2 protein-coding genes and 1 pseudogene are annotated in these 15,345 nt (G+C 73.2%); all 3 read right to left on the bottom strand.

What is annotated here, in order from left to right; genetic code table 11:
• Window positions 1-3 precede the first annotated feature (3 nt).
• Window positions 4-6,426 carry a type I polyketide synthase gene (locus ACWCRD_RS40120; RefSeq protein WP_450970634.1) on the bottom strand — a complete coding sequence of 2,141 codons (6,423 nt, stop codon included), beginning with the start codon at window positions 6,424-6,426 and terminating at the stop codon, window positions 4-6.
• 159 nt (window positions 6,427-6,585) lie between these two features.
• Window positions 6,586-12,144 (bottom strand): annotated as a pseudogene (locus ACWCRD_RS40115) (SDR family NAD(P)-dependent oxidoreductase); the annotation flags it as partial.
• A gap of 51 nt (window positions 12,145-12,195) precedes the next feature.
• Window positions 12,196-15,309 carry a type I polyketide synthase gene (locus tag ACWCRD_RS40110; protein ID WP_450970610.1) on the bottom strand — a complete coding sequence of 1,038 codons (3,114 nt, stop codon included), beginning with the start codon at window positions 15,307-15,309 and terminating at the stop codon, window positions 12,196-12,198.
• Between the last annotated feature and the right edge of the window lie 36 nt (window positions 15,310-15,345).

The raw sequence follows: 15,345 nt of genomic DNA, 5'->3' as shown, positions 1-15,345 counted from the left end.
CACTTACCTCTTCTCATCCAGAGCCAGGTCGACCAGTGCTTCCAGGTCCAGGTCCGACAGTTCGTCCGCATCGGCGTCCGCGTCCGCCGCCGGGGTGCCGCCGCCCGGCTCGGGCGCCTTGGCGCATGCCAGGACCAGTTCCAGGACGCCCGCGCTGCGCAGGCTGTCGATCGAGACGGTCCGCAGCACTTCCCGGATCTGCGCGTCCTCGGCGTCCTGGGCGGGGGTCGTGACCTCGGCCGGACGCAGCCGGCCGAAGAGGTGCTCGCTGAGCTCGCGTGCCGTCGGGTAGCTGAAGACGATGGTCGACGGCAGCCGCAGCCCGGTCGCGGCGTTCAGGCGGTTGCACAGTTCGACGGCGGTCAGCGAGTCGAATCCGAACCGGGCGAACGCCTCGTCGACGTCGACGCCCGTGCCGGACGCGTGTCCGAGCACGACGGCGATCTGCTCGCGGAGCCAGTCCAGGAGGGCTGTCCGCGCCTCGTCCGCCGGCAGGGTGGCCAGCTTTTCGGCCAGTTGGAGCGAGCCGCCCTTGACCGTGCCCGCCCTGTTCCGGCGCGGACGAGGGCCTTCGACGAGGTCGCGCAGCAGCGACGGCAGTTCGTCACCGGTCCTGTCGCGCAGCGCGACGAGGTCCAGCCGGGCCGGGACGAGGACCGGCCTGCCGCTCGCGCACGCCGCGTCGAACAGGGTCAGTGCCTCGTCCGTCGGCATCGCGGCGATGCCCATCCGCCGCAGCCGGGAGAGGTCGGCCTGCTCCAGCTCCCCGGTCATGCCGCTGCTCTGCTCCCACCAGCCCCAGCACAGCGAGGTGCCGGCCAGGCCGGATGCCCTGCGCTGCGCGGCCAGACCGTCCAGGAAGGCGTTCGCCGCGGCGTAGTTGGCCTGTCCCGCGTTGCCGAGCGTGCCCGCGAGGGCGGAGAACTCGATGAACGCCGACAGTGTGTGCTCCCGGGTCAGCTCGTGCAGGTTGACCGCGCCGCCGACCTTGGCGCGCAGCACCTGGTCGATGCTCTGCGCGGTCAGTGATTCGACGGTGCCGTCCGCGAGCACACCGGCCGCGTGGACGACCGCGGTCAGCGGGTACCGGCCGGGCAGGTCCGCGAGCAGGTCCGCCACGGCGGCCCGGTCCGCGACGTCGCACTCCACGACCCGTACGGCCGCTCCCGCTCCCTGTAGGTCCGCGACCAGCTCCGGCACTTTGTCGGCCGCCGTGCCCCGGCGGCTCGCCAGCAGCAGGCTCCGTACGCCGTGTTCGGCGACGAGGTGCCGTGCCACGAGCGACCCCACCCCTCCGGTGCCGCCGGTGACCAGCACGGTGCCGCCGCCGAGGCCGTCGCCCACCTCGAGGACCAGCTTGCCGACGTGTCGGCCCTGGCTCATCTCGCGGAAGGTCCGGCGCGCGTCGCGGATGTCGCGCAGGGAGATCGGGCTCAGCCGCACCCGGCCGTCGGCGAACAGTTCCATGACGGCCCGGAACATCTCGTGGATCGCGTCCGGGCCCGCCTCGTAGAGGTCGAAGGCCGCGTAGTCGACTCCGGGGTGGTCGGCCGCCACCTGACGGGGGTCGCGGATGTCCGTCTTCCCCATCTCGACGAAGTGTCCCCCGCCCGGCAGCAGCGTCAGCGAGGCGTCGACGAACTGGTGTGCGAGTGAGTTGAGTACGACGTCCACGCCGCGGCCGCCCGAGGAGCGCAGGAACTTCTCGGCGAACTCCAGGTCGCGCGACGACGCCAGGTGGTCCTCGTCGAGGCCCAGGCCGCGCAGGAGGGGCCACTTGGCCGGGCTCGCGGTGGCGTAGATCTCGGCGCCGACGTGCCGGGCCAGCTGGACGGCGGCCATGCCGACGCCGCCTGCCGCGGCGTGGATGAGGATCCGCTGCCCCTTCTTGAGGTTCGCCACGCGCAGGAGCCCGTAGTAGGCGGTGAGGAAGGTGCACGGCACGGACGCGGCCTCGGCATAGCTCCACCCGTCGGGGACGGGCACGAGCATGCGGTGGTCCGCCACCGCCGTACGGCCGAAGGCGCCGGTGAAGATGCCGGTCACCCGGTCGCCGGGCGCCAGGCGTGTCACGTCGTCCGCCACCTCCAGGACGACTCCGGCGCCCTCGCTGCCGAGCCCGGCGTCGATCGCCGTCCTGTCCACCAGGCCCAACGCGATCGTGACGTCACGGAAGTTGAGGCCCGCGGCCTGTACGGCGATGCGGACCTGACCGCTCGTCAGGGGCGCCTCCACCTCCGGGCACGGGACCCAGGTCAGGTTCTGAAGGGTCCCCTTGTCCGGGATGCCGAGCCGGTGGGCGCCGGTCGTCGGCGGCTCGATCCGCTGGTCGTCGGATGCCGCCGCGGCCAGCCGGGGGACGAGCAAAGCGCCGTCACGCAACGCCAGTTGGCCCTCGTCGAGGGCGAGCGCTTCGGAAAAACGTGCCCAGGACGTCTCCGCGTCGTCGATGTCCACCAGCCGGAACCTGCCGGGGTGCTCGGTCTGGGCGGACCGGATCAGGCCCCACACGGACGCGCCGGGAAGGCTTTCGACGCGCTCGCCCGCACCCGTGTCCAGGGCCAGCCGGGTGAGCACCACCAGCGTGGACCGGTCGAAGGCCGCCTCGGCGAGGAACCGCTGGACCCAGTCCAGTGCGCGCTTGTCCGTGTCGCCGACCGCGGTGAGCAGATCGGGGCCGGCAGCGACGAAGTCGTCCAGGCACAGGGCGATGTGCCGGGGCGCCTCCCCGGCGAGGACCTCGTCCATGGACGCGTGCAGCACGGCGCTCTCGCCGCCCGCCTCGAGCAGCCGGGCGGCCAGGCCGCTTCGCGCACCGAGGACGCCCCACTGCCCGCGACGGGCCGTGGGCCTGCTCTCCTCGACGGGCCGCCACTGCACCTCGTACAGCGACCGCTCCTGCCCCCCGCGCGCCGAACGCACCTGCTCGGCACTGGCCGGCCGGAACGTCAGCGCCCCGACGGACGCGATCTTGCGGCCGTGCTCGTCGGCGACCGCCAGCGACACGCGGTCCTCGCCGGCCGGGGAGAGCCGGACCTTCACGGTCGGGCCGCACTGCCCGGCCAGGTCCACGCCGGACCACGCGAAGGGCATCCGGCCCTGCTCGCCCGTCACCTCGATGACGCCGCCGACGATCGCCGCGTGCAGGACGGTGTCCATCAGGGCCGGGTGCAGGGCGAAGGCGCCGACGGCCGAGCCCTCGGCGGTGTCCGGGAGCGTGGCGAGGGCGAAGAGGTCGTCGCCGTGCTGCCAGACCTCGCGCAGCCCGCGGAACGTCGGACCGTAGTCGAAGCCCGCGTCCGCGAAGTCGTCGTAGAGAGCGTCGATGTCGAGCTGCCGGGCCCCGGCCGGGGGCCACGTGGCGAGCGCGCGCGTATCGTCCGCCCAGGTGTCCGTCGGCGCGGTGGCCGGTGCCAGGCTGCCCATGGCGTGCCGGGTCCAGCCACCCACCGCCGGGCCGTCCTCGCCGGGGCGCGAGTACACGTCCAGGGAGCGGCGTCCGCTCTCGTCCGGAGCGCCGACGACGACGCGCACCTGCACGTCGCCCGAGTCGGGGACGATCAGGGGGACTTCCAGGGTGAGTTCCTCGACCCCGCCGCACCCGACGTGGTCACCCACCGACAGCGCCAGGTCCAGGTGGGCCGTCGCCGGTACGACGACCGCACCGAACACGGCGTGGTCGGCCAGCCAGCCGTGGGTCCGCAGGGACCACCGGTCGGTGAACACCACCTCGTCCGTGCCGGGGTGGTCCACCACGGCGCCGAGCAGCGGGTGCTCCGCGGCCGACAGACCGGCGGAGGCGACGTCCGCGGACTCCGTCCCGGCGCGGAGGTCCAGCCAGTACCGCTGCCGCTGGAAGGCGTACGTCGGAAGGTCCACCCTGCGGCGCGCCCCGAACAGCGCGTCCCAGTCCACGACCCCGCCCCGGACGTGCAGGTGGGCCAGCGCGCCGATCAGCGCCTGCGGCGCGGTGCGGTCCCGCCGCGACGCCGACAGCACCACCGCGTCGTGCACGCCCTCACCGGCGAAGGCCTCCTGGGTGATGCTCGCGAGCGTCGCTCCCGGCCCCACCTCGAGGAAGACGTCCGCGCCCGCCGCACGGGCGCACTCCACCGCGTCGTGGAAGCGGACGGATTCACGGAGGTGGTCCACCCAGTACCCGGCGGTCGTCAGCTCCTGGAGCGCGACCTCGCGGCCCAGCCTGGTCGAGACGATCGGGATCGCCATCTCGCCCGCGGGGAACGCAGGGAGCGATCCCGCGAACTCGTCCAGGACCGGGTCCATGAGCGGGGAGTGGAACGCATGGCCGACCGCGAGCAGCTTCGCCGAGGTGCCGTCGGCGACGAGCCGGTCGCGGATGGCGTGGACCTGGTCGCGCAGGCCCGAGACCACGACCGACTCCGGGCCGTTGACGGCAGCGATGCCGACGCGGTCGTACGCGCCGAGCAGCGCGCTCACACGGGCCTCCGAGGCACGTACGGCCAGCATGGCGCCGGGCTCGGTGACCGTCTGCATGGTCCGTCCGCGCGCGGCCACGAGCCGGGTCGCGGTCTCCAGGCCGAAGACCCCGGACACGTGGGCGGCGGCGATCTCGCCGACGGAGTGGCCGATCAGGTGGTCGGGCCGCGGGCAGTACTGCGCCAGCAGCCGGTACAGGCCCACCTGGAGGGTGAACAGCGCCGGCTGGGCGATGTCCGTGCGCTCGCGCTCCGCGGGGTCGAGCTCGTCGGCGAGGAGCAGGGGCCTGAGCCCGAAGGGGAGGTGCGCGTCGAACTGTGCGCAGATCTCGTCGAGGCTCTGCGCGAAGACGGGGAAGGCCTCGTACAACTGCCGTGCCACACCGGCCCATTGAGTGCCCTGGCCCGGGAACATGAAGACGGTTCCGCCCAGTTCCCCGGCAGTGCCGCGGATGACCGCGGCGGACTCCTCGCCGTCGTGCAGCGCCGCCAGAGCACCTCGCAACTCGTCCCGGTCGTGTCCGATGACCACCGCGCGGTGCTCGAACCGCGACCGGCCCGACACCAGCGACCAGCCGGCATCGGCGACGTCCAGGTCCGCGTCGGCGGTGAGGAGATCGCGCAGCCTGCCCGCCTGCTGCTCCAGAGCCTTCGCGCTCTTGCCCGACACCACCCACGGCACCAGGCCGCCGACGACGCCCGCGTCCGGGCCGCTGTGCTCCGCCTGCTCCTCGGGCGGGGCCTCTTCCAGGATCACGTGCGCGTTGGTGCCGCTGACCCCGAAGGCGGACACACCTGCCCGCCGGGGCCGGCCCGCCGTCGTGGTCCAGTCCCTGGCCTCGGTCAGCAGCTCCACCGCACCGGCCGACCAGTCCACGTGGGTCGAGGGACGGTCCACGTGCAGCGTCTTCGGCAGCACCCCGTGCCGCATCGCCATGACCATCTTGATCACGCCGCCGACGCCCGCGGCCGCCTGCGCATGGCCGATGTTCGACTTCAGCGACCCCAGCCACAGCGGACTGCCCGGGTCCCTCTCCTGCCCGTAGGTGGCCAGCAGGGCGCCCGCCTCGATGGGGTCGCCCAGCGTCGTGCCGGTGCCGTGCGCCTCCACCACGTCCACGTCGCCCGCCTGCATCCGGGCGTTCGCCAGCGCCGCCCGGATCACGCGCTGCTGGGCCGGCCCGCTCGGCGCGGTCAGCCCGTTGGACGCCCCGTCCTGGTTGATCGCCGAACCGCGGATCACCGCCCAGATCCGGCGCCCATTGCGCCGCGCGTCCGAGAGCCGCTCCAGGACCAGCATGCCGACGCCCTCGGAGAAGCCGGTGCCGTCCGCCGCGTCCGCGAACGCCCTGCACCGGCCGTCCGCCGACAGACCCCGCTGCCGCGACATCTCCCGGAAGACCTGCGGCAGCCCCACGACGGTGACGCCGCCGGCCAGGGCGAGGCCGCATTCTCCCTGCCGCAGCGACTGCACCGCCTGGTGCACCGCCACCAGCGACGACGAGCACGCGGTTTCGGTCGACACCGCCGGGCCCTGAAGACCCAGCGCGTACGCCACGCGCCCGGAGGCCACGCTCAGCAGGGATCCGATCTGCGCGTAGCCCGCGATGGCCTCGGGGGTGGCGAAGTGGTTGCCGTATCCGAAGTACGCGAGACCGGCGAACACGCCGGTGTCGCTGCCGCGCAGGGACTCGGGGTCGATACCGGCCCGTTCCACGGACTCCCACGCGGTCTCCAGGAGCAGCCGCTGCTGCGGGTCGGCGGACAGCGCCTCGCGCGGGCTGATCCCGAAGAACTCGGCGTCGAAGTCGCCCGCGTCGTACAGGAATCCGCCCTTGCGCGTGTAACAGGTGCCGGGCCGGTCCGGGTCCGGGTCGTACTCCAGGTCCCAGTTGCGGTCGTCGGGGAAGTCCGACACGACGTCCGCGCCCGACCGCACCAGCTCCCACAGCTCCTCCGGGGACGCCACCCCGCCGGGGTAACGGCACGCGACCCCCACGATCGCGATGGGCTCGGCGGCGGCGTCCGTCAGCTCCTGCAGGCGCTTGCGTGTCTCGATCAGCTCGATCGATGTCCGCTTGAGATAGTCGAGAACGTCGGCGTTCTTGTCGTTGGTCATCGCTTTCCCCTAGCCGAGCTCTTTGTCCAGCAGCGCGAGGAGTTCTCCCGCTGAGGCCGAACCGATCTGGTCGACGATGCCGGCCGGTTCTGCGGCGCTCACCATCGAACGGACTCGGCCCTGCAGCTCGCCGAGCAGAGTGGAAATGGTGGTCTTGTCCTCCTCCGCGAGCCGGAGGAACGCGTCCTCCAGCCGGGCGCCCAGTCCTTCGATGTCCTTGACCAGGTGATCGGCCGGGGACTGCGGGCCGGCAGCGGAGTCGGCAGTGATGCCCGCGACCAGGAACCGGGCGACGGCGGCCGGGTTCGGGTGGTCGAACACGAGCGTGGCGGGCAGCTTCAGGCCGGTCACCGCCACGAGCTTGTTGCGCAGCTCCAGGGCTGTGAGCGAGTCGATCCCGAGTTCCTTGAACGTCGCGGCGGGACCGATCCGCCCGGTGTCGGGGTGCCCGAGGACGAGCGCGGTCTGCGCCCGTACGGCATCGAGCAGCGCCGCCTCCGCCTCGGCCGGCGGCAGCGACCTCAGCCGCTCGGCGAGTGCGACGCCGGTGGACTCCCCGCTCGCCCGGGCGCCGGGTCCGGCCGGTGTCCCGGCCAGGGTGCGCAGGAGCGGCGAGGCCATCGGGCCGAGCGTCGTCAGGTTCAGCCGCACCGGCACGAGCACCGGCTCGTCCACCGAGACCGCCGAGTCGAACAGCGCGAGCCCCTCCTGCGACGACAGCGGCTGCACGCCCTGCTGCTGCATACGGGCCACGTCCGCGTCGGTGAGGTCGGCGCTCATCTCGCTGCGCTCCGCCCAGAAGCCCCAGCCCAGTGCACCGGCCGCCAGTCCCTCGGCCCGGCGCGCCTGCGCGAGGCCGTTGAGGAAGGCGTTGGCCGCCGCGTAGTTGGCCTGTCCCGCGAAGCCGAGCACGCTCGCGATCGAGGAGAACAGCACGAACGCGGACAGGTCCAGGTGCCGGGTCAGCTCGTGCAGATTCCAGGCTCCGCGCACCTTCGGCGCGAGGACCGCGTCCAGGCGGTCCTCGGTCAGGGCCTCCACGACGCCGTCGTCCAGCGCGCCCGCACAGTGGATCACCGCGGTCAGCGGGTGCTCGGACGGCACGGCGGCGATCAGTTCGGCGACGGACTCGCGGCTCGTCACGTCGCAGGCCACGATGTCGATGTGCGCCCCGGCCGCGGTCAGCTCCTCGCGCAGCGCGGCCGCCGCCGGGGCTCCCGCCCCGCGCCTGCTGGTCAGCACCAGGCGGCGCACCCCGTGCCGTTCGACGAGGTGCCGGGCCAGCATGGCGCCCAGGCCGCCGGTACCGCCGGTGATCAGCACCGAACCGGAGCCCAGAGCGTCCGGTGCCCTGTCGGACGTGCCCGTGGCGTGGACCAGTTGGGGTGTGGTCACACGGCCGGCCCGGATCTTGAGCTGGGCCTCCCCGGTGGCTGCCGCGGCCGGGACCAGGGCCCACGAGGCGGCCCGGTCGTCCGTGTCCACGAGCGTGAACCGGCCCGGGTTCTCGGTCTGCGCGGTACGCAGGAATCCCCAGATCGCGGCGGCCGCGGGGTCGGGGTGTGGCACCTGCTCGTCGTGGAACGCGTCCCGCGTCACGACGACCAGGCGGGAGTCGCCGAACCGTTCGTCGCGGAGCCAGGTCTGCGTCCAGCGCAGCACACGGTGAAGGTTGCGCTCGACGTCGGCGGGTGTGTCGGCGCCGTCCGCACGCTCGATGCCGGCGATGACCACCGGGGGTATCTCCCCGCCCGGAGCGGCGAGTTCGTCGAGGTCGGTGAAGACCTCCCGGCCCTGGCCCAGGGATGCGGTGATCTCGTCGGATCCGCCCACCACCGCGTACCGGTCCACGGCCGGAGCGGACGCGACGGTGACGGGGACCCAGTCCACCTGGAACAGCGAGTCCTGGTGGTCGAAGCTCAGCTCGGTCAGCTGCTGGACGTCCACGGGCCGCAGGGTCAGCGATGCGATGCCGCCGACGGGTGCCCCGTTCTGGTCCGCGAGGGTCACGGACAGCGTGTTCTCGCCCACGGGGGCGAGACGGACGCGCAGCGCGGTCGGCCGGGCGGAGTCGACGCGGATGCCCGTGCAGCGCAGCGGCAGCCAGCCCTCGGACCGGGAGTCGTCGACGAACCGCCCCAGGCCGACCGGGAGCAGTGCGGCGTGCAGCAGTGCCGGGTGGATCCGGAACCGGCCCTGGTCCGCACCGTCGGACGCGGGCAGCTCCACCTCCGCGAACAGGGTGTCGCCCTGGCGCCACACCTGCCGCAGGCCTCGGAACAGGGGCCCGTGGCTGAAACCGAGGGCGGACAGCCTGGCGTACTCGTCCTCGACGGCCACGGTCACGGCGCCCGCGGGAGGCCACGCGACGAGGCCTTCGGGCGCGTGGCCTCCCGCGGTGTCGGATCCGACGGTCCCGACGGCGTTGCGCGTCCACTCGGGTTCGCCCTCGCCGCGTGAGTGCACGCTGATCACACGCTTGCCGTCGACCACGACGCGGATCTCGCGCTCGGCCGTCCGGGACAGCACCAGCGGGGTTTCGAGGGTGAGTTCGTCGACGACGTCGCATCCGGCCTTGTGCGCCGCCCACTGCGCCAGCTCCGCCAGCACCGTCGCCGGCACCAGGACGGCGCCGTGGACCACGTGGTCGGCGAGCCACGGGTGGCGCTCCAGCGACAGGCGCCCGCTGCCCACGACCCCACCGCGCTCGCCGTCGTCGGGCAGATCGATCACGGCATCGAGCAGCGGGTGGTCGGACGTGCTCGCGGTGGTGGACTCGGTGGGTGCGTCCAGCCAGTAGCGCTGCCGCTGGAAGGCGTACGTGGGCAGTTCGACCCACCGGCCGTCCCGGCCCGGGAACGCCGTCTGCCACGACACGGCGACGCCCGCCACGAAGGCCTCGGCCACCGACTGGTACAGCCGCCCCAGGCCGCCCTCGTCGCGGCGCAGCGAACCCACCACGAACCCGGTGGCACCGGGGGTGGTGTCGAACATCTCCTGGATGTTCATCACGAGCAGCGGGTGCGGGCTCAGCTCGATGACCGCGCTGCCCCGCTCCTGTTCGATCAGGCGCCCCATGGCGGCCGCGAACTGGACCGGTTCGCGCAGGTTGCGGTACCAGTAGTCGGTGTCGAGCCGCAGGGGGTCGATCAGGCCACCGGTCACCGTCGAGTAGATCGCCACCGGCGAGGGCATGGGGGTGATCCGGCCCAGCTCCTCCTGGAGCCGGCCGTCGAACCGGTCCATGAGCGGCGAGTGCCCGGGCACGCTGGACTTGATCAGTCGCGCGCGGGCGCCCTCGGCCTGGCAGGCCGCGACCAGTTCCTCGACGGCCTCGGTCTCACCCGACACCGTCGTCGAGTTCCGTCCGTTCACTGCGGCGATCCCGAGCCGGTTCCCCCACCGCTCTGTCAGTTCCCTGACACGCTGTTCGGGCAGCAGGATCCCGGCCATGGTGCCCTGCCCGGTGACCGTGGCCAGGAGCCGGGACCGCAGGGCCACGATCTTGGCCGCGTCCTCGAGGGTCAGGGCGCCCGCGACGTAGGCCGCGGCGATCTCGCCCTGGGAGTGGCCGATCACCACATCCGGTGTCACGCCCAGCGAACGCCATACCTTGGCCAGCGACACCATCACCGCGAACAGCACCGGCTGGACGACGTCGATGTCCTCCAGGTCCGCCGTCCCGGGCCCGCCGCACACGGTGTCGATCAACGACCAGGACACCCACGGCTCCAGCGCCCGTGCGCACGCGCGCAGTTCCTCGGCGAAGACCGGGGAGGTCTCCCACAGCTCCCGGCCCATGGCGATCCACTGCGCCCCCTGGCCCGGGAAGACGAACACCGTCGGGCCCACCGGCTTCGCGACTCCGGACACCGCGGCGGCGGGGCCGGGTTCGTCACCCGCGGCGACGGCGCCCAGGGCGGCGAGCAGTTCGTCGCGGTCGGCGCCGATCACCACCTGGCGGTGCTCCAGCAGCGATCGCGTCGTCACCAGCGCGTGTCCCACGGCCTCGACCGGCAGGTCCTCGTCCGCGGCCACGCTGTCCCGCAGCCTGCGCGCCTGCTCCCGCAGCGCCTGCTCCGACCGCGCCGACAGCACCCACGGCACCGCCGCGGGGGCGCCGGTGGACACCCGGCCGGTGGTGGAGTCCGCGGCCTCGGGAGCCGGTACCCGGTCCTGCTCCGGGGTCTCGGGCGCCTGCTCGAGGATCAGGTGGGCGTTGGTGCCGCTGATACCGAAGGACGACACGCCCGCGCGCCGGGGCCGGCCCGCTGCCGTGGTCCAGTCCCTGGCCTCGGTCAGCAGCTCCACCGCACCGGCCGACCAGTCCACGTGGGTCGAGGGACGGTCCACGTGCAGCGTCCTCGGCAGCACCCCGTGCCGCATCGCCATGATCATCTTGATCATGCCGCCGACGCCCGCGGCCGCCTGCGTGTGGCCGATGTTCGACTTCAACGACCCCAGCCACAGCGGGCTTTCGGGGTCCCGGCCCTGCCCGTAGGTGGCCAGCAGGGCCTCCGCCTCCATGGGGTCGCCCAGCCTGGTGCCGGTGCCGTGCGCCTCCACCGCGTCCACCTCGTCGGCCGACAGGCCGGCATCGGCCAGGGCGGCCCGGATGACACGCTGCTGCGCCAGTGGGTTCGGCGCGCTCAGCCCGTTGGACGCCCCGTCCTGGTTGATCGCCGAACCGCGGATCACCGCCCAGATCCGGTGTCCGTTGCGGCGCGCGTCCGAGAGCCGCTCCAGGACCAGCACGCCCGCGCCCTCGGAGAAGCCGGTGCCGTCCGCCGCGTCCGCGAACGCCTTGCACCGCCCGTCGGCCGACAGACCCCGCTGCCGGGCGAGTTCCACGAACATCCCCGGCGTCGGCAGCGCCGCCACCCCGCCGGCCAGCGCCAGCGCGCACTCCCCGGACCGCAGGGACCGCACGGCCTGGTGGACGGCGACGAGCGACGCCGAGCACGCGGTGTCGGTCGACACCGCCGGGCCCTGAAGACCCAGCACGTACGCCACCCGGCCCGAGGCCACGCTGAGGTAGGTCCCGGTGAGCTGGAACCCCTCCACTTCGCCGGCTGCCCCGCCGCCCACCCGTGGGCCGTAGTCGACGCCGTAGATCCCGGTGAACACCCCGGTCGCCGAACCCCGCAGCCCGGCCGGGTCGATACCCGCCCGTTCCAGCGCTTCCCACGACGTCTCCAGCATCAACCGCTGCTGCGGGTCCATCGCCAGCGCCTCGCGCGGGCTGATGCCGAAGAACTGCGCGTCGAAGTCCGGGAGTTCGGGGAGGAATCCGCCCGTGCGCGTGTACGTCTTGCCGTGCGCCTCGGGGTCCGGGTCGTACAGGGCCTCCACGTCCCACCCGCGGTCCAGCGGGAAGTCGCCCATCGCGTCCACGCCGTCGGACACGACCGACCACAGACCTTCGGGGGAGGTCACCCCGCCCGGGAAGCGACACCCCACACCCACGACAGCGATGGGCTCGCGCGCGGACTCCTCCAGCTCGCGCACGCGCTCGCGCAGTTCCTGCGCGTCACCGACGGCGCGTCGCAAGTAGGACCGGAGCTTGTCGACATCCTCCACCAGGGCCTCCCCCAAAGGTTGTTTAGAAGAACGGTGTGGCTATGCGTAACCGCGTTCGATCAACGCGTAGAGATCGTCATCGCTGCGGCTCTCCAGACCCGTCTCCTCCACCGTTCCGGGAGCTGCGGGCGCCTCGGGAGCCTCGGGTTCGAGCAGGGAGAAGAGGTGGTCGGCGAGCGTCTGCGGAGTGGGGTAGGTGAACGCGACGGTGGCCGGGAGCCGCACCGAGGCCATCGCGCCCAGCCGGTTGCGCAGTTCCACCGCCATCGAGGAGTCGAAGCCCAGAGCCTTGAAGGTCTCGGTCGACCGCGCCTCGAGACCGGCGGCCGTCGTACCCGCGCCCTTCATGCCCAGCAGCGCCGCCGTTTCGGCGCACACGAGCGCGCGGACCGCCGATGGCGAGTCCAGCTCCGCCGCCCCACAGCGCGCGAGCGGTCCGTCCGCCTGCCCGTCGGGGCCGTCCACGGTGTCGGTGCCGGCGGGTGCCGTCAGCCAGTGGCGCTGCCGCTGGAACGGGTAGGTCGGCAGGTCGATCCGGCGCGGCCGGCCGGCCGCGAACACCGCCTGCCAGTCCACCGGCACACCGTGCACGTGCAGCTCGGCCAGCGACGCCAGGACCTTGCCCAGGCTCCCGTCGTGCTTGCTCAGGGTGCTGACCACCGTGGGCGGACTCGCCAGGGCGTCGGCGGCCTCCTCCATCGCCACCTGGAGCACGGGATGCGGGCTGACCTCCACGAACACGCCGCCGCGCGTACGCATCAGGTTCTCGACGACCTCACCGAAACGCACCGTCGAGCGCAGGTTGTCGTACCAGTACGACGCGTCGAGCGCGCGGGTGTCGAGCAGCCCTGCGGTGACCGTGGAGTGGAACTCCACCGCCGTCCTTCTCGGCGTGACCCCCGCGGCGGCCTCGAGCACCTGATCACGGATGCGTTCGACCTGGTGCGAGTGGGACGCGTACTCGATCCTGACCCGGCGCACCCGGACACCGTCACGGGCCGCCAGCGCGGCGAACTCCTGAAGTGCCTCGAGGTCCCCGGCGATCACCACGGAGGCCGGTCCGTTGACCGCGGCCACGGACAGCCGTCCGGACCACCGCCCCAGCCGGTCCTCGACCCAGTTCAGGGGCGCGGCCACCGCGTTCAGCCCGCCCAGGCCGGCCAGCGCGGTCAGTGCCCGGCTGCGCAGGGCGACGACCCGCGCCGCGTCCTCCAGGCTGAGCGCACCCGACGCGCAGGCCGCGGCGATCTCTCCCTGCGAGTGCCCCACCACCGCGTCGGGTACCACGCCCAGCGACCGCCACAGCCGCGCCAGGGACACCATCAGCGCGAACAGCGCCGGCTGGACCACGGCGTCGCCGCGCTCCAGCGAGGGCGCCGAGTCCGCGCCGGTCACCAGGTCCAGCAGGGACCAGTCCAGCCACGGGTCCAGAGCGCGCGCACAGTCGTCGATCGCGCGCGCGAAAACCTCCGACTCGGCGTACAGCTGCTTGCCCATGCCCAGCCACTGCGAGCCCTGGCCGGGGAACACGAAGACGACCGGACCCGCGGGCCCGGTGGCCACGCCGCGCACCACCCGCGCCGCGGCACCGCCCGCCGCCACCAGGTCGAGGCCGGCCAGCGCCTCCTCGCGGTCACCGCTCAGCACCACCGCCCGGTGCTCGAACGACGACCGCGTCGACACCAGCGAATGGCCCACGTCGGTCGCCGACAGCGACACGTCGGCGGCCACCAGCTCCCGCAACCGCGCCGCCTGCTCCCGCAGGGCCGGCTCCGAGCGGGCCGACAGCACCCACGGCACCGCCCCGAAGACGCCTGCAAAGGTCAAGTCCTCGTCCGCGGCGGGCGGTTCGGTCCGCTCCTCGGGGGCCTGTTCGAGGATCACGTGCGCGTTGGTGCCGCCCATCCCGACCGACGACACCCCGGCCCGTCGCGGCCGGCCCGGCTCGCCCGGCCAGGGCCGCGCGGTACGCAGGACCTCGAAGTCCTCGTGGAAGTCCGGGATGGCGGGGTTCGGCGAGCGGAAGCCCGGATTCGGGACCAGGTGGGCGCGATCCACGCAGAGCGCGGCCTTCACGAAGCCGACGATCCCCGCGGCCGGTTCCAGGTGCCCGACATTCGCCTTCGCCGAGCCGATCGCCAGGGGCCGGCCGCGGCCGGTTTCCCGGAACACCTCGCGCAGACCGGATATCTCGGCCGGGTCGCCGAGCCGGGTGCCGGTGCCGTGGGCCTCGACGTAGTCGACGCCGTCGAACGGGACGCCCGCGCGCCGCAGAGCGGACAGCACGGTGGCCGCCTGCCCGGTGGGGCTGGGGTCCGGCATCCGGCTGGTCGCTCCGCCGCTGCTGACACCCCAGCCGCGCACCACCGCGTAGATGTGATCACCGTCGGCGACGGCGAGGTCGAGCCGCTTCAGCAGGACGAACGCCCCGCCCTCTCCCCTGATGAAGCCGTTGGCCCGCTCGTCGAAGGGGAAGCAGCGGCCGTCGGGCGACAGGGCGCCCAGATTGGCCAGGCCGGCTCCCGCTTCCGGATCGGCCACCAGGTGCACGCCGCCGGCGATCGCCATGTCGACCGCGCCGGACCGTATCCGTTCGCACGTCAGCGCCAGCGACACGAGGGAGGAGGACTGGCCCGAGTCCGCGCAGAAGCTCATGCCGCGCACGTCGAACAGGCTCGAGATGCGGTTCGCGATCAGCGCACCGCTGGAGCCGAGCGCGGCGTAGTAGTCGTCCTGGTCGCTGCCGGACAGCTTGCGCAGCAGGTCGTACCCGGAGGGCGCGGCGCCGACCACGACGTCGACCTCGCGGCCCGCGAGCGCGCTCGCCGGGACGCGGGCGTCCTCGACGGCCTCCCAGGCCAGCTCCAGGCCCAGCCGCTGCACGGGATCCATGGCGGCGGCTTCCGCCGGCCCCGCCCCGAAGAAGTCGGCGTCGAACCCGTCGACGGAGGCGAAGAACGAACCCGAGTTCAAGGTGGCGGCGTCCGGGTGGGACCCGTGCTTCGAGTTCGCGTCGGCGGCCCGCTGCTCGGGGAACGTTCCGATGGTCGACTTCCCGTCGAGCAGCAGGCGCCAGAACTCGGCCAGGTTGTGCACACCGGGAAAGCGGCACGACATCCCGATGACGGCAATATCGGTGGCTGCGCCACTCATTCGCATTCCTTCCGGTTCCCTCGGTGTACGGCTCTT

This window comes from Streptomyces sp. NPDC002092, from assembly GCF_053593775.1.
This window is presented reverse-complemented; position numbering and strand designations above follow the sequence as displayed.